This is a genomic window from Moritella sp. 36 (assembly GCF_018219415.1).
Lineage (GTDB): Bacteria > Pseudomonadota > Gammaproteobacteria > Enterobacterales > Moritellaceae > Moritella.
The window spans coordinates 1,530,975-1,555,121 of the sequence record NZ_CP056120.1; the positions used below are offsets into that span (position 1 = coordinate 1,530,975).

Annotated in this window: 20 protein-coding genes and 1 pseudogene; 8 read left to right on the forward strand and 13 right to left on the reverse strand. The window is 39.7% G+C overall.

The features are described 5' to 3' along the window. Nucleotides 1–232: 232 nt before the first annotated feature. Nucleotides 233–499: a hypothetical protein gene (locus HWV03_RS07030; protein ID WP_045111063.1), complete on the reverse strand. Its 267-nt coding sequence runs from the start codon at nt 497–499 to the stop codon at nt 233–235. A 130-nt stretch (nt 500–629) separates the two neighbouring features. Here HWV03_RS07030 and HWV03_RS22530 point away from each other — a divergent pair, with 130 nt between their 5' ends. Next, nucleotides 630–764 carry a hypothetical protein gene (locus HWV03_RS22530; RefSeq protein WP_255547105.1) on the forward strand — a complete coding sequence of 45 codons (135 nt, stop codon included), beginning with the start codon at nt 630–632 and terminating at the stop codon, nt 762–764. Nucleotides 765–1,027: 263 nt separating this feature from the next. Here HWV03_RS22530 and HWV03_RS07035 read toward each other — a convergent pair whose 3' ends face one another. Next, nucleotides 1,028–1,609 carry a pilus assembly FimT family protein gene (locus tag HWV03_RS07035; protein WP_211679073.1) on the reverse strand — a complete coding sequence of 194 codons (582 nt, stop codon included), beginning with the start codon at nt 1,607–1,609 and terminating at the stop codon, nt 1,028–1,030. 310 nt (nt 1,610–1,919) lie between these two features. On the opposite strand from HWV03_RS07035, the gene HWV03_RS07040 reads away from it, so the two are divergent. Both HWV03_RS07040 and HWV03_RS07045 read left to right on the forward strand, forming a co-directional pair. Then, nucleotides 1,920–3,404, forward strand: coding sequence for a peptide MFS transporter (locus HWV03_RS07040; RefSeq protein ID WP_211679074.1), 1,485 nt, complete (start codon nt 1,920–1,922; stop codon nt 3,402–3,404). A 372-nt stretch (nt 3,405–3,776) separates the two neighbouring features. After that, on the forward strand, nt 3,777–4,271 hold the full coding sequence (locus HWV03_RS07045; RefSeq protein ID WP_211679075.1) for a YcxB family protein: 495 nt from the start codon (nt 3,777–3,779) through the stop codon (nt 4,269–4,271). 413 nt (nt 4,272–4,684) lie between these two features. On the opposite strand, the gene HWV03_RS07050 is transcribed toward HWV03_RS07045, so the two are convergent. Then, nucleotides 4,685–7,132, reverse strand: a complete 2,448-nt coding sequence (locus tag HWV03_RS07050; RefSeq protein ID WP_211679076.1) for a helicase-related protein — start codon at nt 7,130–7,132, stop codon at nt 4,685–4,687. Nucleotides 7,133–7,328: 196 nt separating this feature from the next. On the opposite strand from HWV03_RS07050, the gene HWV03_RS07055 reads away from it, so the two are divergent. Beyond that, complete coding sequence (locus tag HWV03_RS07055; RefSeq protein WP_211679077.1) at nt 7,329–8,183, forward strand: alpha/beta hydrolase family protein; 855 nt, start codon at nt 7,329–7,331, stop codon at nt 8,181–8,183. After that, nucleotides 8,183–8,665 (forward strand): GNAT family N-acetyltransferase, encoded by a 483-nt coding sequence (locus HWV03_RS07060; RefSeq protein WP_211679078.1) that lies wholly within the window; start codon nt 8,183–8,185, stop codon nt 8,663–8,665. Before HWV03_RS07055 ends, HWV03_RS07060 begins: the two co-directional genes overlap by 1 nt. Before the next feature lie 542 nt (nt 8,666–9,207). Here HWV03_RS07060 and HWV03_RS07065 read toward each other — a convergent pair. From HWV03_RS07065 to HWV03_RS07075, 3 genes and pseudogenes are all read right to left on the reverse strand, one after another. Further along, nucleotides 9,208–9,720 (reverse strand): hypothetical protein, encoded by a 513-nt coding sequence (locus HWV03_RS07065; RefSeq protein ID WP_211679079.1) that lies wholly within the window; start codon nt 9,718–9,720, stop codon nt 9,208–9,210. A 509-nt stretch (nt 9,721–10,229) separates the two neighbouring features. Further along, nucleotides 10,230–10,370: pseudogene (locus HWV03_RS07070) on the reverse strand (IS6 family transposase); the annotation flags it as partial. A gap of 410 nt (nt 10,371–10,780) precedes the next feature. Further along, nucleotides 10,781–11,338: a hypothetical protein gene (locus HWV03_RS07075; RefSeq protein WP_211679080.1), complete on the reverse strand. Its 558-nt coding sequence runs from the start codon at nt 11,336–11,338 to the stop codon at nt 10,781–10,783. A gap of 671 nt (nt 11,339–12,009) precedes the next feature. Between HWV03_RS07075 and HWV03_RS07080 the strand changes: the two genes are divergently transcribed. Further along, entirely contained in the window at nt 12,010–12,483 is a 474-nt protein-coding gene (locus HWV03_RS07080; RefSeq protein WP_211679081.1) for an Hsp20 family protein, read from the forward strand. A 312-nt stretch (nt 12,484–12,795) separates the two neighbouring features. On the opposite strand, the gene HWV03_RS07085 is transcribed toward HWV03_RS07080, so the two are convergent. The 5 genes from HWV03_RS07085 to HWV03_RS07105 form a co-directional block, all read right to left on the reverse strand. Then, nucleotides 12,796–13,740 carry an ABC transporter permease gene (locus tag HWV03_RS07085; protein WP_211679082.1) on the reverse strand — a complete coding sequence of 315 codons (945 nt, stop codon included), beginning with the start codon at nt 13,738–13,740 and terminating at the stop codon, nt 12,796–12,798. A 5-nt stretch (nt 13,741–13,745) separates the two neighbouring features. After that, a complete protein-coding gene (locus tag HWV03_RS07090) occupies nt 13,746–14,720 on the reverse strand; it encodes an ABC transporter permease (RefSeq protein ID WP_211679083.1) in 975 nt (324 codons plus the stop codon). 119 nt (nt 14,721–14,839) lie between these two features. Further along, nucleotides 14,840–16,393, reverse strand: coding sequence for an ABC transporter substrate-binding protein (locus HWV03_RS07095; protein WP_211679084.1), 1,554 nt, complete (start codon nt 16,391–16,393; stop codon nt 14,840–14,842). A gap of 95 nt (nt 16,394–16,488) precedes the next feature. Beyond that, nucleotides 16,489–18,201, reverse strand: a complete 1,713-nt coding sequence (locus HWV03_RS07100) for a dipeptide ABC transporter ATP-binding protein (protein WP_211679085.1) — start codon at nt 18,199–18,201, stop codon at nt 16,489–16,491. A 266-nt stretch (nt 18,202–18,467) separates the two neighbouring features. Continuing rightward, nucleotides 18,468–19,346, reverse strand: coding sequence for a LysR family transcriptional regulator (locus tag HWV03_RS07105; protein WP_211679086.1), 879 nt, complete (start codon nt 19,344–19,346; stop codon nt 18,468–18,470). Nucleotides 19,347–19,495: 149 nt separating this feature from the next. Between HWV03_RS07105 and HWV03_RS07110 the strand changes: the two genes are divergently transcribed. Then, nucleotides 19,496–20,896: an MATE family efflux transporter gene (locus tag HWV03_RS07110; protein WP_446724901.1), complete on the forward strand. Its 1,401-nt coding sequence runs from the start codon at nt 19,496–19,498 to the stop codon at nt 20,894–20,896. Here HWV03_RS07110 and HWV03_RS07115 read toward each other — a convergent pair. Then, a complete protein-coding gene (locus HWV03_RS07115; RefSeq protein ID WP_211679088.1) occupies nt 20,893–21,867 on the reverse strand; it encodes a ribonuclease Z in 975 nt (324 codons plus the stop codon). The genes HWV03_RS07110 and HWV03_RS07115 overlap by 4 nt on opposite strands. A gap of 39 nt (nt 21,868–21,906) precedes the next feature. Then, on the reverse strand, nt 21,907–22,821 hold the full coding sequence (locus HWV03_RS07120) for a LysR family transcriptional regulator (protein WP_211679089.1): 915 nt from the start codon (nt 22,819–22,821) through the stop codon (nt 21,907–21,909). A gap of 137 nt (nt 22,822–22,958) precedes the next feature. On the opposite strand from HWV03_RS07120, the gene HWV03_RS07125 reads away from it, so the two are divergent. Beyond that, nucleotides 22,959–24,125, forward strand: a complete 1,167-nt coding sequence (locus HWV03_RS07125; RefSeq protein ID WP_211680068.1) for a DSD1 family PLP-dependent enzyme — start codon at nt 22,959–22,961, stop codon at nt 24,123–24,125. Nucleotides 24,126–24,147: the final 22 nt, after the last annotated feature.

Below are 24,147 nucleotides of genomic sequence, written 5' to 3' on the forward strand. Positions count from 1 at the left end.
TCAATGCTGAAAAAAGTATGTGAAATTATTTATGGTTGAATAAACTGAAGTAGTGTTCTTGCCTGGCTTGATTATTATGCTCAGGGGGGGATTACATAATCAAAATGCTATGGCGAGGTTTATTTTTAATTAGATTAGATTATTTCTAATACTTACAATGGGCTATTTTAGGGGAGGAAGCAAAAGAAAGGTAGATAAAAACCTGCTTGAGCAAGCAGGTTTTAAGCATCAATTAGGTAATAACGAATTGCTTTGCTTGTCTTGCTTCGACGATATATCTTCTTTTTAATTTTTTAGCCATATCAGGTGTTAGATCTGAATGAAGTAGCTCTAACGTGCTTTGGCCTTTGCTTTTTAGGTAAGCTGCAACTAACGGACGTGTTGGGTCTGCGTGATTCTTAGCCCATTCATAGCTTTTTACTGCGTTTGCTGGTGGTGTTTTTTTCGATGCGATATAAACGCTACCATCAGGAAAAGATACACGGTAAATATTGATCATTTTGTTCTCACTTTAATCTTAGTCATCAAAATACTAAATTTTATGGCGCTAGTATGACAGCTTTTCGAGTGTTAAACATAATTACTTGGGCCTAGCAACGAGCCGACTTGTTCAATTGACCATTTATTTAATGCAATTGGTAATAAACGCTGGTGGTCTAAGCAATATCAATGGTCTGTTTATCACCTTGATTATCGGTGTGGCAGGAGTATCAGATGTATTACTATCAGACGATTTAAGTATTGAAGGTATAAGCTTGGCTTAATTAGCTTCTTCTCATTGTTTGACCAACCAGAAGATGTGTTTAATATCGTCACGCCTTAACCGAATATTGATGAAAAAACAAAGTGGTTTCATTTGGTATTCAGGATCAAGAGAAGATAGAAACTTTAAGATTGGAACTGTCTCGTGCGAATAGATTCCTATTTTAATGTGTTGAGCAAAGTATTGGCAACATTTGTATTACAATTGACGAATAACACTAAATACATATAAGAGGTAGTACACCATCACCCGTGATTAATATAATTAATCCCTAAAAACAGAAACCACGCGTCCGGTTTCTGAGTCATAATTAATCAAGATTTTAGCATCCGCAGGATTATTCGTCGTATCTCCGAGCGTTCTCAAAATATAGCTGCACTGGCTTTTTCCACTACCGTTATCAGCACGATGGCGATAGGCGGTAAAATCAGTATCATCATTTTTATTTAGGGATACTGAAGGTGGATTTACTAGCAAGGTATTCCATAATGAAACACAACCTTGATTACCTTTCCCAATATTTTTAGTATTTTTTATAAAGCCTTGGCGATTACCCTTATCAACCCCTAATGGAAAACCGCTTGGGTTTACGTCAATCGATCCATCGGCATAGCCTGGTATATTTGTCATATCCGAGCTTAAACCTAAAATTTGGTAGCGAATTTGTACAAAACTAACCGCTTCTTGGTAAGCGGCTGCCACGGCTTTAACACGGCTTATTTCTGAATCTTCACGGAAATTCAAGAATTTTGGGACCGCAATTACAGCCAGTGTCGCCACGATAATAATCGTGATAGCAAGTTCAATAAGGGTAAAACCCTGTGCTGGTTTTAATCGAGATGTCATAGTTTGCCTATTTATACCGCAAGTCTTAATTATAACGGATTAGTGGTTTTTTGTTCATTTATTGATCTTCAGTTCTACGCTTAGTTAGTCAATATTATTGTATGGTATTGATTCGATTTGTGTGGATATATTAAACTGCATTATTATGTCATTCCATTATATGCGACCTGTGCATCTGCTTTCTAGTAGTCAAAAGTAATATTCCTGTGTTTATTTTTGCGATCTTAACCTCTAACCAGATACTCCTTAAGTGTTAACATCTCGTCGAGTTTACCTTTCTTTACTTATCCATAATAAAAGAGATTAAGTTATGTGGAATCGACTGAATAAATCTATGATGTGTTGCCAAATGCTCTTTGGCTTATCTTTTTACGGCGTAATGGTTATTTTAACCCGCTTCTTTTTAGAAGACCTTGGGTATAGCGAAGCTGACACCATGATGGTTGTTGGTGCTTTTTCTTCTATCGGACCGCTATTTGCGATTGCTGGTGGCTTTATTGCGGATAAGTTCTTGGGTGCTTATCGTTCATTAACGATTGCTTATCTTGGCTTTGCTGTTGGTTATACCTTACTGGTTTTAGGTGCATCGTCAGGTAATGTACCGCTGAGCCTAGTTGGTATTGCGCTGGCAAGTTATGCGCGTGGCTTGATGTCACCTTCATACCCAAGTTTGTACAAACGTACATTTTCAAGCCAAGAAGACTTTGAAAACGGTTACCCTGTTAATTACTCTGTGAATAATATCGGTGCATTTTTAGGACAATATTTATTCCCAATGCTAGTTCTTATGGTTGGTTTTAATGGCAGTTTCATGTTGTCAGCAACGATGGCCGCAGTTGCTTTTGTTATCTTAATTGTTTCACGCAAACCATTATTAACCGTTGGCGCAGAGATTGACCAAACGCCGGTAAGCACAAAAAATTGGATTGCATTTATTGCGATTTCGTTAGGTATGATTGGTTTAGTATTTTTCATGTTCTCGAACATGGATATCGGCCAAAACGTTGTTTATGCAATTGGTGCCGCTGCGATCCTTTATTTCATCTCATTGATGCTTAAAGCTGAACGTGCTGATGCTTTGAAAATGGGTACTATTCTTATCATGACTGCATTAACAACGGCGTTCTTTGTTTATTACGGCCAAATGATGACATCAATGACGATGGTAACAATTAATACCATGCGTGGTGATCTGTTTGGTTTCATTCCAATTGCACCTGAAGCGGCAATGGCGATGAATCCACTCTGGTGTATTGTTGGCGGTCCAGTGATTGCGTACGTATTCTCGGCGCTTGAGAAACGTAATATTAACTTCACGACCGCAACGAAGGTTGGTTTCTCATTCATTCTAACTGCGATTGCGTTTGGTATCCTTACCATGGCTGTACTGAATGTTGGAGAAGATGTGATTATTCGTCCTGAAGTATTCATGGCTATTCACTTCTTCCAGGCATTTGCTGAAGTCATTGTAGGTAGTATGGTTGTAGCATTTATTTTGTCTGTCGCACCGAAACACATTGAAAACTTCTCGGTAAGCCTTTTTTCTGTGGCAATTGCCATGAGTGGAATTGTTGGCGCTGTATTCTCTACTTCAATTGCGATGGAGAAGGGTCAAGAGATCACGCAAGAAGTGGTGCAAACAGTTTACGGTGGCTACTTTAGCCTATTAACAGGTTTAGCAGTTGTGATGGTATTTGTCGCATTCCTGGCATCATTTGTTATTCGTAAGATGCTTGAGAAGAGTAAACAAGCTGAAGGTATGAACCAGCTCAAGCGTAATTACACATTGTTTTAAATTATACGAGTAGGCTATGACCTAAGATATAAGTTATAGACCTACGAATTTACTTACGAAAATAAGGCTTCTAATTGATATTAGAAGCCTTATTTATTATTTCACCGCTAACTTCGCATTGTCCAGATCTGGCTAGTGCAATAATGCTAAGCCGAATTTGCCCCTAAATAGCTTAGAGTAGTCACTCTCTCACATGTGATCCTGTCGTATTCGATATAATCGGCTATGGCGAGAGTAGACCTTGCCGGTATTATTGATTTACAAAAGAGGATCAAAACAGCTAAAGAAAAGCACGGAAAAGCTATACAATACTCGAGTTGCGAGATCGCAGCATGGGATATTCATTCACAGAAAACTTCAAAGTAGTCACATATGTCTAAAGATTTTGATTTCATCACAGAATACACCCTCGACAAGCCCTTTTTTGCTGAGTGTTATGATCAAACTAACCGTCCTGCTAAATTTCCAAAAGCCTATTTTAAAGGAATACTTTTTCTTATTTTTGGTGTGGTTTTAGTGAAGTTTGAGCTATTACCCAGCGGTTACGTTGGTTGTTTCTTTATTGTTTTGAGTATCATTGAGGTGTTCAGTATTTATTTTAAGAGAAGCTGGTGGTTATGGCGACAAAAGTTCAGCTTGAACTCAGGCAGCAAAGTAGTATTTCAGGGGGACGCTAACGGTGTGAGTTATAAAAACGGTAAAAACACCCGCAATATCGCATGGACTGAAATCGACCAACTTCAACAAACCGATTTAGGGTTTATCCTTCATATGGGAAAACAGCGCCAATACGTCAGTAAATCTTGCTTAAGTGATGAAGTGATTGCGTTCATGGTAGAGCAGCACGCAGTATCAAAAATGAACTAACGTCAATGCGTGCAAAATAGAGGTAATACAGCGAATACGGTCAGGCTTTTCATTTTGCTTTTGATAAAAGTCGTTTAGTTTCTAGCTTAGGGTGTAGTGGATGAGAGGAGTTGGCTAGCCACATATAGGCTAGCTGAATGATTTTATACAGTGTTATTGGTATTTCGGTGAACGCAGTCTCAATTTGTCAAAAGGAAGTCAAAAAACCAACCACAAGAGTCAGCATGAAACTTAGTATTATTTGTAAACGCGGATTAACCGTATTCAGACCTATCATTAAACATCCCTGCTTATTGACCTAATTATCTAAGTAAAGCAGGAATATAAAGAAGTGAGTCAAATATTAAAGGGATAGCTAATTTAGCCGTATTTTAATACTTCATATTGAGGTGCTAATGGCCTCAGCAGCAATGCTATCTCACATCGACAACTTTACTTGCTCGTTGATAACGTATTTTCCAGCCATTGAACTTCGGCAGCTCCCAGCGTTTGGGTTCTGTTTTTCGTTGTCCTCTGAGGTAGTGTAATTTTATTTGTTTGCTGTTAACAAGGTATTCGACCTGTAATTCTATATCCGCCAATTTAATGGCTTGTGGATGACGTTGATCAAAATCGGCTCTTTCCCATTCTGGTATACCTTCAAAGCTGATGTCTTGAGCTTCAATTAACGTCAAATCAGCCAGCGTTTCAACCCCTAAATCAACCAGAGAATCATGGATAAAATCGGCAGGCGTAGGGAGCGCATCAATAACTTTTTTGTTCTGTGGTGAGCTATTCAACATGAGATAGAGCTGATAGGCCTTTATATCCATTTCAAGTCGGTCATGCAGGCCTTTTAATAAACGATTATCTCCAATCAACGTGGTTAAAATCGGGATGATTTGATCTGTAGGTGGACTTGCAAGCTGTGACTCTATGGTTCGTCCGGCGTAGATACGCTTGTTCTCGACGAGGATCTTGTTGTTTTTAATACGTGGTTGCGTGCACTCAATGTTGCCGAATCCCAGTTTGGTGAGTGTCGCAAGTGGCATCGGCATGATGCAAGTAGCTAGCGTCTTGGTTTCTTTAGTACCGCGCCCAGGAATGGCGTGGGTATTTAAAATCAGCGCCGCTTGGTTACTATTATTGTCTGGTGCATCGCCCAGTCGAGAATTTTTGGCAGGGATGACCTCGATATAACCGTTGGCTAACACACCCCGTTTCTTTTCTCGCTTTACAAAACACAGATCATGCTGTGCGTTGGCGATTGCAGCGCACAACTCCAGCCGATTATAAGCAACCAGTCCTGAGTTCGCTGTTTTCAAACCAACAACAGTCTTCAAGTCAAATGCCTGTTTGATTTGCGCTGCGTTTTGTCTGGCTTCGGCAATGGCGCTGTTGTTAAGTATGACGAGTTCCCGTTCGATTAGCTGTTCACAAGACTTGGGTCTAACACAGGCAATCAATAACTCCGCATCGCATAAACTCGGTAACAAGGTATTTAATTCTTCAATTTGCTGGGCGTTGTTACTGAGTTGATAGAGTGATTGATTAACACATAATGCCGCAGCTAAGTCGATCATCGCCAGCTGTAATGCTGGTGTTGGCATCGATAAGATCAGGTGCGCAAGGTGACTATCCAAAGGCAGCGGATAGATACGCTTGCCATGTGCTGTGGCTAGGTTTTGTGGGTCTATAGCATTAATGCGCTGCAGATTGGTCAATGCCAGTTGTAATGAGGAATTAGGCAAGGGATTGATAAAATCCAATTGGGTAATATCTTCCTGCGCGCAGGCACTCGATAGCACCATTTCGGTTAAATCTTCACGTAGTATCTGGGCCGGTGTTTCTGCTTTGAGTGGGGCAAACTCACCAAAGAGTTGAATACACAGGCCATCCATGACACGACCAGCACGCCCCTGGCGTTGTATCGCACTCGATCTGGCTATGGGTTCAAGGCTTAATACCGTTCTACCACCGCGCAGGTGAGTACGCCTTTCTAATCCTGAGTCGATGACACAACTAATATTGGGAATGGTGAGACTCGTTTCTGCCACGTTAGTCGCGAGAATGATGCGCCGTTGCGGTTGACGGTTTAACGCTTGTCGTTGCACCGTTTGATCGCTACCAGCGTGTAAAGGCAATATGAGCGTGCTGTTGCAGGCTTCATCTCGCGCTAAGCTTTGGGCTATTTGTTGGATTTCTTTTTTGCCGGGTAAAAAAACCAGAATATCACCCTGATTGTATTGCGCTAAGCTCAAGGCTAAATGCAGCGCTTGTTTAACGCGTAGATCTAATTTGTCGCTGTGCGGCATTAATCGCATATCCGTGGCCACATAGCGAGATTCAATTGGAAAACAGCGCCCCTGAGCCGTGATTTCTTGTGCGCCAGTATAACTGGCTAAACTTGCACTGTTTAAGGTTGCCGATGTTAATATAAGGCGATGGCTTTTTCGCTTATTGAGTATCGCTAGCAATAAATCGGTATCCCAGCGACGCTCGTGAAACTCATCGAGCATCACCACATCAAAGTGCGCCAACTGATCTTCAAATAACCAGCGCAGCGCTACACCCGGCGTAGCGAATACCACGTTAGTTTGTGGCGTGTATTGGTTATCAAACCGAATGGCATACCCTATTTTTTTACCCACGGGGCTAGCTGATTGTGATGCAAGGTATTGTGCAAGGGCAAGGCAAGCAATACGTCTTGGTTCGATGACCAATACACGCCCTAATGACTGTGCCCAAAGTGGCAGGTGCGTTGATTTACCACTACCGGTATCCGCGCTGATGATGATGTCACTGTGTTGTAATGTGTCGATGACCTGAGTTTTTATCGCATTTATCGGAAGTTGTCGCTGCATATCTGAAGATGTGGTCATAGGTATTTTATTTAGCACATAAGAATATGCTGCGAATTATAATATTAATGACAATAAATAGATAACTTTAACTTCACTGCTCTTTTTTCACAGTTCACTCCATCAGGAGTCAAAAAGAGTTTTATTTATGTATGTTCATCGTAATAAAAAGGGTGTTACGTTAGGCATAGGCTAATCGGACAGGATGTTAATAGTTATGATTACAAAACACAGTGTAATATGTTCAGACAAGACACCTATTGTGACGACTTTATATGATTCAGCCACCCCAAAAGGCACCATAATTATCGCTAGCGCTATTGGGGTAAAACAAGACTATTACGCCCGTTTGGCGGTGTTCTTATCCGAAAATAATTTTAATGTTATCACTTTTGATTATCGCGCAACGGGTGAAAGCCAAAGTGAAAAAAATGGCGTTGCTTTATGTTCGCAATTATCCGATTGGGGAGAAAAGGATATAGAAGCCGTCATTGAATTTTCAGAAGGTAGAGGTTTACCTGTATACTTTATCGGTCACAGTATCGGTGGGCAAATATTAGGGTTATCTAAGTCTGCAGTCAATCTTAAGAAAATCATTTTTATTGCGTCATCAGCACCTTACTGGCGTCGTTGGGCTTTTCCTGACAATATCAAAATACTGCTTACTGCAAATGTTGTGTTTCCCTTCATATCGTATATAAGATCCGATTTCCCGACCAAATCACTGGGACTCGGAAACCAAAATATTCCATCAACATTGATACGCCAATGGGCAAAGTGGATGTCAGCGTCAGATTACCTTTTCAGTGAAAAATTCAACCTCAATCTTTCTGGCTACCAAGAAATTACGCAAGATGTACTCTCTATTGGTTTTACTGATGACAACCTTGCCCCAGAAAACAATATACGAGAGCTACTCAGTTTTTTTCCAAACTCGAATTCAGATGTGAAATTAATTGATCCAAAAGAAGTCAACGCATCAAAAATTGGCCATGTGGGTTTTTTCAACGACAAATTTAAACATAATTTGTGGGAAGATATTCTACTGTGGTTAAAACAGGAGAATAACTAGTGTGTTATAAAATTCAAGAAATCAAACCATTAGACGACACAGCAATTGGCAACATCATTAAAAAAGTGGGTGAAGAGTACGGCGCCATTGGTGATGGTTTTGGTCCTTCTGATGCTGAAGTCAACGCCATGAGTCAGCACTATGCCGATGAAAATGCGAGCCGTTATTTTATTGCGACTATAAAGGGAAATATCGTTGGAGGCTGTGGTATCGCGGCGTTTAATGGCAGTAATGACGTCTGTGAATTACGTAAATTATTTCTTTTACCAGAAAGTCGCGGGCTAGGACTGGATAAAAAACTGACCGAAGATTGCTTCAAATATGCTCAACATAAAGGCTATACAAAATGCTATTTGGATACATTAAAAAGCATGCAATCGGCCATTTCACTCTATGAAAAGCTCGGATTTAAACATCTCGATAAGTCATTAGCAGGCACTATTCACAATGGTTGTGACGTTTGGATGTTAAAAGCACTTTAAGACCGCAGGTTTGAGCACCTGTTGCTCTACGGTGAGCAGTACATTCATGGGCGAAAGAATGATGCCATTCATCAGTCGAATTAACAAATCACCCCCCTTATGATTTAAACTGATATGTATCATTGAGACAAGTGTCGTTATTCTGTTCTTGCGGATATTTATATCTTAGTTTGATTATCGATTAGAATGATAACCCTAAGACGAATTTGCCCCAAAACAATTTAGAGTTGCTACTCACTCAAGATATGCTCATATCGATTTGCCATAGATTTTCTTATGCAAAATTTATCAACTGAATTGACCTTATTTATTATGACGGGGCACAAAAAAAGTGATGTCGCCATTAATAATGGGGATTAGTTTCGGTTTTTTTATTAGAATATAAATATTATCCTTAGCTACTCTGTAATCTAGATTTGGCATTGCAAAATAAGATTTAATAAGTATTGAGTTGCGGATATTCCAATCTCCCCTGTTACCATCTATTGTAAATGCCAATGCATTAAAACTTATCATTGTGATGATGATAAAAACATAGTTCATTATCTGCTTCGCCATAGTTTTATTATTTTCCCTTTATATATAAATGCTTTATAAGTGCAAGAGTTAGGAATTAACACCCCGCCCAATTCTACAATTCTACTGTACGATAAACCGCGCCCATTGTTACTCTCACTGAATTTAAAGTGATGATTACCCAGATAAAATTCGTTTGTCTGGAAATTCCTCACTCTCTTATCTTTATAGCTTTTGAATCGCTCAACATTTCCAGTAACTACAATACAACCTCGAATTGAACAGTTTGACTCAATAACTTCAGCTACATCATCCACCTTAATTTTTCTATCTATTTGAAAAATAAAAACGATAAGAATTAGGATTATAATTGCCGTTCTCTTTTTAAAAAGGTCATACTTGCTTTCACTTTCGGCGCTATCAGAAACGTTTTTTTTCTTCATTCTTTTGTAAACATAAAGAGATAACATTATTGTCAGCGACAAAGTTATATAAAACGTATAATCATCATAAGTAGATGGTGTAAATATTAAATCCATTGCTTCACGAGCCTCTTTAATTAACTATGCCACTTCAAACTAACATTCTGTAAATTTAACTACTCATAATAGGCATAAGTAGGTATCTTCCTGCCTGTGCATCCCTTCGCTCTGCTGTTGTTTGTGTTGCCGGTGAATACCACTGCCAGACATTAATCCCAACACGCAACAGGGTAAACAGCTAATAAAACTGGATACTTTCGTTTCATCAACAATGCTATCGAACTGTCTAGGGGGCGTTTTAGATTTCAAAAAGCGCAAGAATAAAGTGATTCAAGCTAAATATCCAATTGTTTTAAAAGTAAATTGTCAAATAAACCGTAATTCAAAAGTGTAAAGTACCGTAAAGAATAGTGGTTTCGTTGATTTATATCGCCATGAATCCCTAAAGGGGTAGTTAAATATTGCAAATCAACAAAGTGCATGGGTGTAAGTCGTTGATATAATTATAATTGTAGCCAGTTGACATTGCTAATTCAGACTTCAGCCTCGACCTGAAAAGAGTGCAGACCAGATATCTTAATATAGGTCTCATCCATTCGCCATGAGTCGGCTACTTTACGTTTTATTTTACTAAAGTTGCCTTCAAGTTCTTGTACATATTTTATCACCCAACGGTTTAATGTTGAGTGGTCAAAATGAATGTTTTTCTATTTCAGGCTTTGTTGTATTAAACATAAAAAATTTGTTAACTAAGGATAAAATGCAGTTTACTTTTGCTCATTCGTCGCTTATTTTAGCCAACTTAATTTTGCCCCTTTCCGGCTTGGAGTCGTTATTCACTCATAATATGATTATGTTGATTCGCCATAGATTTACTCATGTGAGGAATCGAAGTAGTTTTTCATATCGTAACCGCTCACTGAACCAATTATGAGCTAAATGCTTTACCGTATTTTAACTAGATGCTAAGGCGCTTCAGCCCTCATTGCGGATTAAAGTAATGGTTCTACAACTAAAGGACTTGTGATACTTTTTTGCTTGATCACGCCTCCATAAAAGGCGGAGCATAGCGACATGTGTAGTGGTCAATTTTTTGCGAGTAATCTTAATGGCCTTGTTAGATTTGATATTCATCAACAATGTCTAATTTGCGCATGATAAATTCTTTGAATTCTTTATTTGTTTCAAATGTATATCCGTTTATCAAATAAACCACGGCTTTACCATTAAGTATTCCGGAGTATGAATAGCCAATTACAGTACCTCTCCTTACTGTGGAATAAGATTCCTCCTGGTAAATATTCTTAATATCAATTTCAATTGGTATATAATTATAATCTTCTGATCTACCATAATATAACCCTAGATTCATTCCCGTGAGTATCGAGGATGAGTCATCCAGATATTTTTCCACATATACAAAAGAATATAGAAAAAGTGGGCAAGGGACATTTTCACCTCTAGAGTCAAATACGTAACTTATCTCAATACCACCATCCAAATCCCACTTTTCTTTTTCTGCACTTCCATACAATATATCGGAGCCTGAATCACAACCAAATTTATGGAAATCTTCGCTTTTCAAAACAACAGAAAAATCATTATTTTCCATTGGTAACGTTGATACACATCCATTTAGAATTATGGCTGAAATAATTATTACAAAAAACCTCATTATTACTCCAAAAATATAACGCATATTCAGATGCGAAGTAGCCGTCACATGTAATATTTTGTGTACGCCCAGCATGAGCTGAAAGTCCACTGTAGGACGTTAACCGTTCAATAACATGTTGTTATTAAACGCTAACTACTAACGAATGGCAAGGGCTTATCCGCAAAGGTTGGTCTTAAGGAAGCTGCTAACAAATTTTTGAGCGGATGAACAAGAACATCACATGGTTAATGGCGGTGAGAGCATCAGTTAGATTTCTTCATCCTTACAAAATATAATGATATTACTATCGGTTAGTGCAATGAGCCTAAGCCAATTCTGTCCAAATATGGTTTAGAGCACTTCATTCTCTACTTCCGTTCCACTGCGCATGACGCTCGTTTAAGATTAAGCACAGAAAAAATGGTTCGCTACGTGAAATCTAGCGAGCTAACCTCCCTCCAATCATTATTTCAGGCGCGTAGTTGCCGACCATCAAACATCCTAATGAGATATTCCATATGATTATTTACTTATAAAAAAATTCTATAAATAAATATTTGAAAAAAGATCGGTTTATTATATAAAATAATTCCTAAGAAGAGCGTTTCATTGAAAGGAATAATGTTTCACTGAAAGTCTCTCTTTCAACACCCTGGTTTATTTTATATTGCTTCTTTGGAGGATATATTATGAATACTATCGATTTAACTCCGATTTATCGCAGCACTATTGGCTTTGACAGATTTGCTCCTTTATTTAGTAGTCTATTAGGTGACGATAACAAAGTACCAAATTATCCACCTTATAACATTGAAATTCACGGTGAAGATAAATATTCAATTACTATAGCTGTCGCAGGATTTTCTGAGCATGAACTAGATATTAATGTAGCAAAAGGTGTCCTTACTGTTTCTGGAGATAAAGGATACACAGACGATAATGATAAAGATAAACACAAATTCCTTTATCAAGGTATTGCTAATCGGATGTTTAAACGTAAGTTTAATCTTACCGAAAATGTAGAAGTAACCAGTGCGACTCTTAATCATGGGTTATTAACGATAAATCTGGTTAAAGAGATACCAGAAGCGATTAAGCCTAAGAAAATAGCCATCAATCAGGAGGTCGAACTTATTAATGATAAAACTAAAAAGGCCGTTTGATTTAGTATAAGGGCAGCTAAGCAGCCCTGTTTATCTAAGATGTTTCGTAAAGCATATGTTCGCTACGTGAAATCTAGCGAACATATACCCATCAAAAACATGTATTGGCTAGTAGCGTGACGCCGTCACGCTACTAGCCAAATTTTTTCTTTAGGAAGTTATCTAACGCGACTTTGTCCTGACAGAAAGATAAGAATAACCGTTCGCAATACTGTGGAATGTTGTTTTCATTATATAAAAAAGCACTGAACGTATTCACGAACAGTGCTTTTTATTACTATTACTTACATATAAACAATGACGCTTATTTGCTTAACCTTTATAAATCTTCGGGTTAAATGCATCACGTAACCAGTCACCAAGTAGGTTGATTACAAGTACAAGTGTTACCAGTAATACACCTGGGAAGGCTGTTATCCACCAAGCGCCAGAGAAGATATACTTAAAGCCTGTACTGATTAACGCACCTAATGAAGGTTGGTCAACCGGTAAACCTAAGCCTAGGAATGACAGTGCTGCTTCTGACATAATGGCATTGGCAATCTGAACTGTTGAAATCACTAGGATAGGGGACAAGCAGTTTGGCAGAATGTGTCTAAACATAATGCGCATTGATTTTAAGCCCATCACTTGCGCTGCTTCAACGTATTCTTTTTGCTTCTCGGCCAATACCGATGCTCGAATAGTACGTGCATACTGAGGCCATTCAGCCACACCAATGATCACCACGAGCATGACGACGGCATATTGGCTAAAGAACTCAGCACCAAAGCTGGCTTTAAAGATAGCCGAAACAATGATCGCCACCATCATCGTTGAGAATGACAATTGTACGTCAGCAAAGCGCATCAGGAAGCTATCAACACGGCCACCGAAGTAACCTGCAGACAGACCAATCACAATACCCAAGACTAACTGGACCGCAACGGCTAAGAAACCAATAGTTAGTGATAAACGTGAACCATAAAGCATGGTTGATAAAATATCACGACCTTGGTCATCGGTACCTAACAGGAAGCGTTCGTCACCGTCTTCTAACCAAGAAGGTGGTAGCTCAGAATCCATGATATCGATACTGGTAATATCATACGGGTCTGTTGGTGAAATTAATGGCGCAGCTAACGCTGTGATCAAGAATGTTAAGAAGATCGCAAAGCTGAACATTGCCACCTTATCTCTTAAGAAATAATAGATAAGGTCTGAGTTTTTAAAGCGTTCCCAACGAGTAGGAACATGAGAAGAAGTCACTGTGTTCATACTAATTATCCTTTACCTGTAATGTTCACTGTTGGGTTAACGAACCCGTATAACAGGTCAACAAGGGTATTTGTTACCACAAAGATTAAACCTACAAAGATCACATAAGCAGTAATTAATGGTGTATCAACACGGTTAATCGCTTCTAGGAATAGGAAACCTGTACCTGGCCACTGGAATACTGTTTCGGTCAAAATTGTGTAGGCAATCATAGTACCGATCTGTACACCACCAACAGTGATAACAGGTAACATAGTATTTTTAAGGGCGTGTACGTAGTAAATCTTGTTTAATGCTAAGCCTTTTGCTTTTGCAAATTTGATGTATTCAGAGCTTAACGCTTCGAGCATTTCTGAACGAACCAAGCGGATGAAAAGTGGCAGCATGATAGAAGCCAGTGAGATGCTTGGTAAAATAAGGTGTAAGAAACCATCCATAGTAAGGAAACCTGTTTCCCAACCCATGACGTTGACAGTCTCACCACGTCCATAAGACGGTAACCAACCTAGTTCGATTGAAAAGATATACATCAGCATGATTGCAGTTAAGAATACCGGTACTGAAATGCCGATACTACTGACTGCCATGATTATTTTTGTCAGTGCACTTTTGGGATGAATCGCAGAGTAGACACCTAAAGGAATTGACACGAATACGATAATAACGGCTGCGCCAAATACAAGCTCTAGTGTTGCTTGAAGTTTGTCGAAGATAACTTCTGCTGCAGGTCTTTTAAAGAAATACGAGGTACCTAAATCACCTTGTAATGCGTTAACAAGAAAGCGACTATATTTAGTTATGTACGGATCGTTAAGACCTAGTTCATCACGTAGTGCTTGTCGTTCATCATCTGAAACAGATTGACCAACTAATTCGCGTAATGGATCGCCTAGATTATCTTGAATGGAAAATGCTACCAAACTGATCACGAACATTACTACCAAGGCCTGAAACAGGCGTTTGATCAGAAATGTAAACATTCCTTGTCCCCCAAAGTAATATTGAATTTATAACTGCTATAGCTATATTTTTGTAAAAATAATCGGTGTTTTTATCGCTATTACTTGATAAAAACACCGCATAGTAAAGGTGTACTTAGTTATTTAACGACTAGGTCACCGAAGTACGGGAAGTTTAGTGCGTTTACAATCGGAGCAACTTGTAGAGTTGATTTTGCACCCCAAGCTAGATCTTGCCAATGTAGTGGCACAAAAGCCGCTTCGTCATACAAGATATTTTCAACACGTTGTAGCATAACGCCACGTTTTGCTGTATCTGTTTCAGCGTTTGCACTGTTTACTAACTTATCAACTTCAGCGTTTGAGTAGTAGCCACAGTTATAAGCACCACGACCAGTTTCTTTATTACGTGTCATTGTTAAAAATTCAGAGAAGTTCGCAGAATCTTCAGTATCTGAATGCCAACCAACCATCATCATGTCAGCTGAGCAAAGATCAAATTCAGGCCAGTATTGTGCTTTTGGCATTGTTTTTAGATCAACTTTAATACCGATTTTAGATAGCATTGACGCAGTTGCTTGTGCGATCTTAGCATCGTTAACATAACGGTTATTTGGCGCCATCATTGAAAGTTTGAAGCCATTTTCATAACCCGCATCTTTCATTAACTGTTTAGCTTTTTTCAAGTCATAACGTGGCACTAGGTCAGCGTCATAGCCAGAATAACCGGCTGGACCTTGTTGGCCAGCTGTAGTGCCGAAGCCTTTCATGATCTTCTTCACAATCGCGTCGTTATTGATTGCATGTACGATAGCTTGACGTACGCGCACATCTTTAAGCGCTGGGTTGCTGTTTTGGTTCATTTGGAATGTGATGATACGCGTACCTGATACGGTTACTAGATCGATATCCTTCGCGCTTTTCACTCGTCGTTGATCATTTGGTGACACAGGGTAAATCATATCAACGTCGCCAGAAAGAAGTGCTGCAACACGTGTCGCGTCTTCTTTAATTGGCACAAGCGTTAACTTGTCAACGTTACCTGGAGATTTCTTATCCCAGTAACCGTCAAAACGCTCGAATACAACTTTTACACCTTGCTCACGAGAAGTGACAGTGAAAGGACCTGTGCCAGATACGTGTGTTGACGCATAAGAGCTACCGTGTTTAACGATTTCAGATTTTTCTTTACCGTTTTCTTTACCAGAATAGAACTTTTTATCCATTGGGAAGATATAAGTTGCTGTCTGTAGTACAAGTGGATACGGTTCTGAAGATACGATTTCTACCGTGTAGTCATCAATCTTCGTCATTTTTTCGTATGGAGAAAAAATAGCTTTAAAGTCAACTGATTGCTGCTTTAAACGATTAAATGTCCATACAACGTCATCAGCAGTTAGTTGGTTACCTGAGTGGAATTTAACGCCTTTACGTAGGTGAAAACGGAAAGTCGTATCATTTACACGTTCCCATTTTTCAGCTATACGGCCTTCAAAATCGAAATCTTTGGTAAAACGAACCAGAGGATCAAACAGCATGTGCGACATCTGTAGTGTACCACCAGATAGTTGCTCATGCGGGTCAAGCGATACAGGATCTGCATCATACGCAACAGTAATATCTGCTGCTGCTGCACTAACGCTTAGGCCAGCGGCCATTAGGGCAATGGCTAGTTTGGTCTTTAAGGTTTTCATTTGCATAACTCCTTCATGCTGGGACGTGACTCCCGATGTGTTGTGTTTGTTTTTTTTATTATGTAACGGTTGTTTTTTCGTTTAATTAATAGAATTTAGCTTGCCAGTTTGTCACGTAAGCCTTTAAATTCAGGCATTAACGAAACCAGATGCTGACTGTATTCATGCTGTGGATTGGTAAATAGTTCTTCTGTAGGCGCTACTTCAAGTAGCTTTCCTTTTTGCATTACGCCAACACGGTCACTTACTTGACGAATAACCGGTAAATCATGGCTAATGAACAACATAGTTAGATTAAGTTCGTCTTGTAAATCTTTTAATAGGTTTAGAATTTGTGCTTGTACTGATACATCAAGTGCTGATGTTGGTTCATCACAAATTAATAAACGTGGACGTGTCGCCAGTGCACGAGCAATTGAAATACGTTGGCGCTGACCGCCAGAGAATTCGTGTGGGTATTTAACCCCTGCCATTCTACCTAGTCCTACGTGATCCAGTAGATCATGTACGATTTGACGAACTTCAGTTTCAGATGATGCCAATTTGTGGAAACGAATTGGTTCTGAAATGATATCAAAAATTTTCATTCTAGGATTCATCGATGTATATGGGTTTTGGAATACCATTTGCATTTGACGACGAATAGGGCGACGTTCTTTTTCAGATTTTAACGCGGTTAAATCAATGCCTTCAAACGTGATGTTACCTTCATTAGGTGCATAAAGACCCGCAATTACACGTGCAATCGTTGATTTACCCGAACCTGACTCACCCACAAGACCAAAGGTTTCACCTTCATTGATGTTGAAGCTTACTTTGTTTGAGGCTTGTACATATTCACGTTTACTTTCAAAAAATGAATCTTTAGTCACAAAGCGAAGACTTACATCATTCACTGTCAGTAGTGGACCCGTGTATTCACGTTGATCTTCACTTTGACCTAACCAGTGATTTTTAATATCGATTTGCTTCATTTCTTCGGCTTCTTCGATATAGCTTACCAGCGGAAAACGATCTAACTTGATATCAGAGCGAGGTACCGCTGAAATAAGGCTACGAGTATACTCATGCGAAGGATCGCTAAGTACTTGCTTGGTTGGACCGAATTCAACAAGATCACCACGGTACATCACGGCAATTTTATCTGTTACATTTGATACCACACCCATGTCATGCGTAACGAGCATACAGCCTACGTTTTTCTTGATACACAATTCACGGATCAACGTCAGTATTTGATCTTGAATAGATACATCAAGCGCGGTTGTAGGTTCATCAGCAATGATTAAATCTGGTTCACATGATAATGCGATAGCGATAACTACGCGTTGTCTCATACCACCAGAAAATTGATGCGGATATTGTTTAATACGTAATTCAGGCTCTGGAATACCGACTTGTTCCATTAAGGTTAGAGCGCGAGAGAAAGCTTCTTCTTTGCTTACGTCCAGATTGGCTAGAATCGTTTCTGTAATTTGACGTTCGATAGTAAAAAGTGGATTTAGCGATGTCATTGGATCTTGGAAGATGAAACCAATTTTTGAGCCACGTACTGACCGCATTTCTTCAGGCGTTAAACCCGATATTTTTTCACCTTCAAGATAAACTTCACCGCTAGCGATCACACCTGGAGGGCTTAATAGATCAATAATGGCATTACCCACAGTTGATTTACCTGCACCAGATTCGCCAACTACACCAACAATTTCACCGCGTTCGATTGAAAAAGACAATGATTTCACTGCTGCGTGCACACCATGTCGAGATGGATATTCGATGCGAAGATTTTTTACTTCTAATAAAGACATTACCAGACCCTTATAACTCGATGATTCCCACCCAGTCTGAAAAATTGATTCCATTCACTATCAGTAAATGTCACTGATATGTTACGTGCTTATTAATCTGACAAATAAACTGCGATAAATCAATAAAAATGATATAAAAATCTAGATTATGTTATTTTTTTGCACTAAAACGCAGGTATTCTATAGTTTTTTTAGATTTTTAAAAAAATTTTAATTGAATAATTATAGACTTTTTACGTAAAAATAACCAAAAAGTAATACTTTAACTATTTTGTAACACCTTTATCTAGCGCTTGATATATCCAGTTTATAACGGGACCACATGCTTGATCTCGACGTTTTACAATGCCCATTTCAATGAGCAATGGATCGGTAATATGCTTAGTGGATAATTCAATTAATGCGTCTTTATACCAGTGTATATTGGCGACATGTTCAGGTACTAATGCCCAACCTATGCCACGAATTACTAATTCCGTTATGTAGTAATAACTGTCGATATGCCAATGATTCGGTGAGGTGGCTTTGGCTTGCGTAATCCCCATGCGGTCACGGATGACTAATTCCCTAAATTGATTCAATTGTTCTATTTTTGGCTCAGGGATTTTAGCTAAAGGGTGTTCGGGAGCCACAATCAAAGTTTGGGTAAATTTACCGATAGACATGAACTCGAGTGAGTCTAATAGTGTCTTTAAGTGGAATAAGATGCCAAGGTCGGCTTTTTTCTCATCGACCCATTTAGGAATGTCAGCTTGAGAACCACTGATTATGTTGATTTTTAATAGGGGGAATTGCTTGGCGATGTCTTCAAATAAATGCTGAAAAATCATAATCGGAGCCGCTTCATCCATGGCTATCGTTAAACAAATTTCTTCACCACCCGAAACGGTTAATGCACGAGACTGTAGGCGTTGGCATTGTTGTAGAACCGCTTCTGCTTCTGCATACATATCTTCACCTGCCAGTGTCAGTATCGGTAATCGAGCACTGCGATCAAATAAGGTTATATCAAGATCGGTTTCTAAATTGGCTATCGCAGTACTGATTCTCGATTGTGCTTTACCTAAATGGCGAGCTGCGGCTGAAAATGAACCGAGTTTTACAGCGGTTACAAATGCTTCTAATTGATCAACTGTCCAATTCATCTTGTTTTCTCACTTTATTTGAGTGACTGGGGGGCTTGGCATAAATGGATCTAACTATCCGAAAATCGGATGGATGCTAACTTTCATCAATATCAAAAACAAGCATAATGCATAAAAATAAACGTATTCAATATAAAATAGAGGTTTTTGTGAGTGCATCGCCGTTACAATCAAGATCATTAGATCAAAACAAGACTGAGCTAGCATCGGATGCGGAGATTAAACGTTCTTTTTGGCGTTATGCGATCCCATCTATTGCCGCGATGTTGGTGAGTGGACTTTATCAAATTATCGATGGTATTTTTGTCGGCCACTATGTGGGTGTAGAAGGACTTGCTGCGATTAATATGGCGTGGCCGATCACCTTCGTGGTGTCTGGACTGGGCATCATGATTGGTATGGGCGGTGGCACTTTAATTTCGATGAATCGTGGTGAACAAGATCAAACGTCAGCTCAGAAAGCGTTGAATGCCAGCTTTTTCTTGATGGTTGTATTAGCGATTATTTCCGCGGCTGGTTTGTTCTTATGGGGTGCTGATTTACTGCGAGCGCAAGGTGGTGAAGGCGTTATTTTTACCCTAGGTTTTGGTTATGTGAATATCTTTGCCTACGGGACTATAGCCACTATCATGGCTGCGGCTATCCCTATGTTAGTGCGTAACGATGAAAGTCCAAATGTGGCGACTGCATTAATGATCTTTGGCGCGCTGTTAAACATAGTGCTCGATTATGTGTTTATTGGCTTGTGGCAATGGCAACTTGAAGGCGCTGCACTAGCGACCATCATTGCTCAGTTCCTAGTGGCTATCATTGGCATTATTTACTTTATTTCCAAGCACTCAAGTTTAAAATTAGATAGCAGCTTGATTAAAGTTAACCCACGTATGATGAGTATGATTATTAGCTTAGGTGCTTCATCATTAGTGATGTATTTGTATACCAGTTTTGTGTTTGCACTACATAACCGTTTATTCATGCAATATGGTACGCCTGTGACTGTGGGAGCGTTTGCTATTGTCGGTTACATCATGACACTTTATTACTTGGTGGCAGAGGGCATTGCGGAAGGCATGCAACCACCAGTGAGTTATTACTTTGGTGCTCAGCAGTTTGAAAATATCAAGAAAATGCTACTAATGTCGATAAAAGTAACGGTTATTGCAGGCATTGGCTTTATCGTGATTTTAAATGTTATGCCGAACTTAATGATAAGTTTATTCACCAGTGAGAGCGCAGAACTGATTGCAGAAGCAAAAAATGGTATTCATTTACATTTATTCGCGATGTTTTTAGATGGCATTATTGTGTTGGCATCGGTGTATTTTATGGCGATCGGTAAGGGCGGTAAAGCTTTGGCGATATCGGTAGGTAATATGCTAATTCAATTACCATTTCTGTATTTCTTGCCGCAATGGTTAGGGGTTGATGGGATCTGGTTAGCTTTGCCTTTATCTAATATTGTGCTGTTTGTTATTGTCGCGCCGTTGGTATGGCACGACATAAAACAAAGAGAGCAAGAGCCTGAAGTTACTCTTTGCCAGCAATCTTAGCTAGTGCTTTTTGTTAGGACGCCTTGGTTGTTTAGGGTATAACGATCAAGGTCTTTGGCTAAGAATAGATTTTTGTTATAAACAGTACGTGCTTCGTTCTCTATATCGAAGATAGAAGGGCTGCTGTTTATTGCGTCTTGATAGCGCGGACTAAAGTGGGTTAACACTAAATTGTCCAGTTCCATATCACTGGCAAACTGCGCGACGAGTTTTGCGTAACTGTGCTGTGGTCCTTTACCTACTTTGATGGCAATGTCTTGAGTATATGTTGCTTCGTGCACTAATACGTTTGCGGTCTTGGCTGCTTGAGTGAGCAGTGATGGGTCATCATTATCACCTGAGATGATAATTTTTCGAGGCTCTTGAATCGGTAATAAATAGTCTTGTGCGCATATAATGCGACCATCATCGAGTTGCACATCTAACCCTTGTTGCAAATCGCCCCAAAGCTTGCCGCGCGTGACTTTGTCTTGTTCTAACTTCTTAACATCGAGCTTATTACTTAGTCTATTTTCACTGAAGCTATAGGCACAAGAAGGCAAGCGGTGAGAGAGTTCAGTCGTCTCAACATCAAATTCAATGGCTAGGTCGTCGAGTGTATTATTTGGCTCATCAATACACTTATACTTTAATTCATAGTTTAAATTGAGGTGCACAGCAGTTTGCATCAACTCGATGAAGGTTTTAATTTCTGATGGCCCTACAATCCAAAGTGGGTCTGTCCTGCCTTGCATTGCGGCACTGGCTAATAGTCCAGGTAGACCATAACAATGATCACCATGGATGTGAGTTATAAAGATTGCCTGTAATTGTGTTAAAGACAATTTGCTATGCAGTAATTGATGTTGAGTTCCTTCGCCACAATCAACTAAGCACCATTGTTTTGAATTAACCCTATGAATAGCCAAGCCCGATACATTACGGGTTTTGGTTGGTGTACCTGCCGATGTACCTAAAAATACGATTTCCATGCTGCTCTACTTTTGTGTTGTTCTTTTGGTTTCAAATGACTATTTTTTTAGCCAAGGCTGTTGTGCAAAACGTGCTTTTAATAGCTGTAAGAAATGTGATGTTCTGGCTGAACGGGCGCGCGCGTCAGTCCCTAACAAGGCCACAATATCAGCACTCGGTAAGCTGTAGTCTGGTAGTAACCGTACTAATGCACCATTATTTAATTCAGGTTGTATATCCCATTCGGATCGTATGATGATCCCATGACCTGCTATCGCCCAATTTTTTACAACACGGCCTTCATTACTGGTAAAGGTTGGTGTAATACGTATCGATTCCTGTTCTTCGCTATTAATATGGGTGAAACGCCATAACGTCACATCTTCACTGTTTTCTCGTAACGCAATACAGGTATGGTTTTTTAATTCTCGCGGTGACTCTGGTGAACCATGGCGCTTTAAATAATCCGGAGAGGCACACAGAAAGCGTTGGTTATGGGCAAGTGTCGCGAGCTTTAATGTTGAATCCCTTAATTCACCAATATAGATGATAATGTCCCATTTATGGCTTTCTGCCCAACTTGGCTTGTCCGAGAGTTCTAATTCGACGGTGAGGTTTGTATGTTGTTGCTGAAACTCACCAACCAAGGGGGCAATGTAATCATTACCAAATCCTAAAGGGGCTAATATTTTGAGTGTGCCATTGATTAGATTCTTTTTACTGGCCATTAATGTTTGTAGTTGGTCCATTTCTGCGAGAATGAATCGGGCTTTATTTTGCAGTAAATAACCTTCTTCGGTCAGGCTTATGCCACGCGCTTGGCGTTGTACTAGTTTTACGCTCACTTTAGCTTCAATTGCTTGCAGGCGTTGAGTCACTGTCGGTGGCGTCACATTAAGCTTACGTGCCGCCGCAGTTAAAGAGGGTTGAGTTGAGATAGCATAAAAAAAACGCAAGTCTTCGCTGGTAAGCATTAAGTTAAAGCCTAATATGATAGTTAGTAATCGTTAATATTATTCTAATTCTCGATATATCACAATATGTGTATTACCAAGCAGGTAACTGAATAAAGTGAGTATAAGGAGCGATTACTGTGTCAATTATAAAAACGATGTCAATTGGAAAGTCTACGTTAATAACAGCAAGCTTAGCAAAGATAGACACGCCTTTTTTGTTGGTCGATAAAGTCAAATTTGATACCAACGTGGCTTTCTTAAGAGCAAAGTTAGCCCCGCATCATGTGGTATTAAGACCGCATTTAAAAACCGTTAAATCCATTGCAGGTGCCAAACATGTACTAGAGGGTTTTGATTCGCCAGCCACTGTCTCGACTGTTAAAGAAGCGGAAGCATTTGCAGATGCGGGTTATACCAATCTACTCTATGCCGTTGGTATCGCTCCGCAAAAATTACCGCGTATTCAAGCGCTACTTAATAAAGGAATCAATATTAGCATTTTGCTTGATAGCGCAGTGCAAGCCAAAGCGGTCGCTGAATTTTGTCAGACGCAAAATATCAAGATCCCGACGCTATTGGAAATTGATTGCGATGGTCATCGAGGTGGTATTCAGCCTGATGATACACGCTTGGTCGAGATCGCAAGGATCCTTCATCAAGGTGGCGCAGAGCTACTAGGTGTACTAACACATGCGGGAGAGTCCTATGACTGTATTAATAAAGAGGCGTTGGTCGCAGCGGCTGAAGGTGAGCGTCATGCAGCCGTTATTGCTGCCACTCAGCTAATTGAAAGTGGATTGCCTTGCTCTGTGGTGAGTGTTGGTTCGACACCGACTGCACATTTTGCCGAGAACTTGGATGGTGTGACAGAAGTAAGAGCAGGCGTGTATACCTTTTTTGATTTAGTCATGGCTGGCATTGGTGTTTGTAAGCCAAGTGATATCGCGTTATCTGTTGTCACCACTGTGATAGGTCATAACGAAGAGAAAGACTGGTTATTTATTGATGCGGGTTGGATGTCATTGTCACAAGACCGAGGTACGCAGTCGCAACGACAGGATTGTGGTTATGGATTAGTTTGCGATAGCGATGGCAATATTATACCCGGTTTACAAGTCATCGGCGCCAATCAAGAACATGGCATTATTGCTGCGGCTGGTAGCGATATTGATGGCGAAAAGCTATCCGATATAGTGGTTGGCACGCAGTTACGCATTTTGCCCAATCATGCTTGCGCCACCGCAGCCATGCATGCGGGTTATTACGTAGCAGACCCAGAGCAGGTTGAACTTGATTACTGGGCTCGAATTCAGGGTTGGTAGTAATACTAATCATATAAGGAAG

Coding starts and splice junctions, on each gene's coding strand:
- HWV03_RS07030 (WP_045111063.1), bottom strand. CDS start 499: ATGATCAATATTTACCGTGTATCTTTTCCTGATGGTAGCGTTTATATC.
- HWV03_RS22530 (WP_255547105.1), top strand. CDS start 630: ATGCAATTGGTAATAAACGCTGGTGGTCTAAGCAATATCAATGGTCTG.
- HWV03_RS07035 (WP_211679073.1), bottom strand. CDS start 1,609: ATGACATCTCGATTAAAACCAGCACAGGGTTTTACCCTTATTGAACTT.
- HWV03_RS07040 (WP_211679074.1), top strand. CDS start 1,920: ATGTGGAATCGACTGAATAAATCTATGATGTGTTGCCAAATGCTCTTT.
- HWV03_RS07045 (WP_211679075.1), top strand. CDS start 3,777: ATGTCTAAAGATTTTGATTTCATCACAGAATACACCCTCGACAAGCCC.
- HWV03_RS07050 (WP_211679076.1), bottom strand. CDS start 7,132: ATGACCACATCTTCAGATATGCAGCGACAACTTCCGATAAATGCGATA.
- HWV03_RS07055 (WP_211679077.1), top strand. CDS start 7,329: ATGATTACAAAACACAGTGTAATATGTTCAGACAAGACACCTATTGTG.
- HWV03_RS07065 (WP_211679079.1), bottom strand. CDS start 9,720: ATGGATTTAATATTTACACCATCTACTTATGATGATTATACGTTTTAT.
- HWV03_RS07075 (WP_211679080.1), bottom strand. CDS start 11,338: ATGAGGTTTTTTGTAATAATTATTTCAGCCATAATTCTAAATGGATGT.
- HWV03_RS07080 (WP_211679081.1), top strand. CDS start 12,010: ATGAATACTATCGATTTAACTCCGATTTATCGCAGCACTATTGGCTTT.
- HWV03_RS07085 (WP_211679082.1), bottom strand. CDS start 13,740: ATGAACACAGTGACTTCTTCTCATGTTCCTACTCGTTGGGAACGCTTT.
- HWV03_RS07090 (WP_211679083.1), bottom strand. CDS start 14,720: ATGTTTACATTTCTGATCAAACGCCTGTTTCAGGCCTTGGTAGTAATG.
- HWV03_RS07095 (WP_211679084.1), bottom strand. CDS start 16,393: ATGAAAACCTTAAAGACCAAACTAGCCATTGCCCTAATGGCCGCTGGC.
- HWV03_RS07100 (WP_211679085.1), bottom strand. CDS start 18,201: ATGTCTTTATTAGAAGTAAAAAATCTTCGCATCGAATATCCATCTCGA.
- HWV03_RS07105 (WP_211679086.1), bottom strand. CDS start 19,346: ATGAATTGGACAGTTGATCAATTAGAAGCATTTGTAACCGCTGTAAAA.
- HWV03_RS07115 (WP_211679088.1), bottom strand. CDS start 21,867: ATGGAAATCGTATTTTTAGGTACATCGGCAGGTACACCAACCAAAACC.
- HWV03_RS07120 (WP_211679089.1), bottom strand. CDS start 22,821: ATGCTTACCAGCGAAGACTTGCGTTTTTTTTATGCTATCTCAACTCAA.
- HWV03_RS07125 (WP_211680068.1), top strand. CDS start 22,959: ATGTCAATTGGAAAGTCTACGTTAATAACAGCAAGCTTAGCAAAGATA.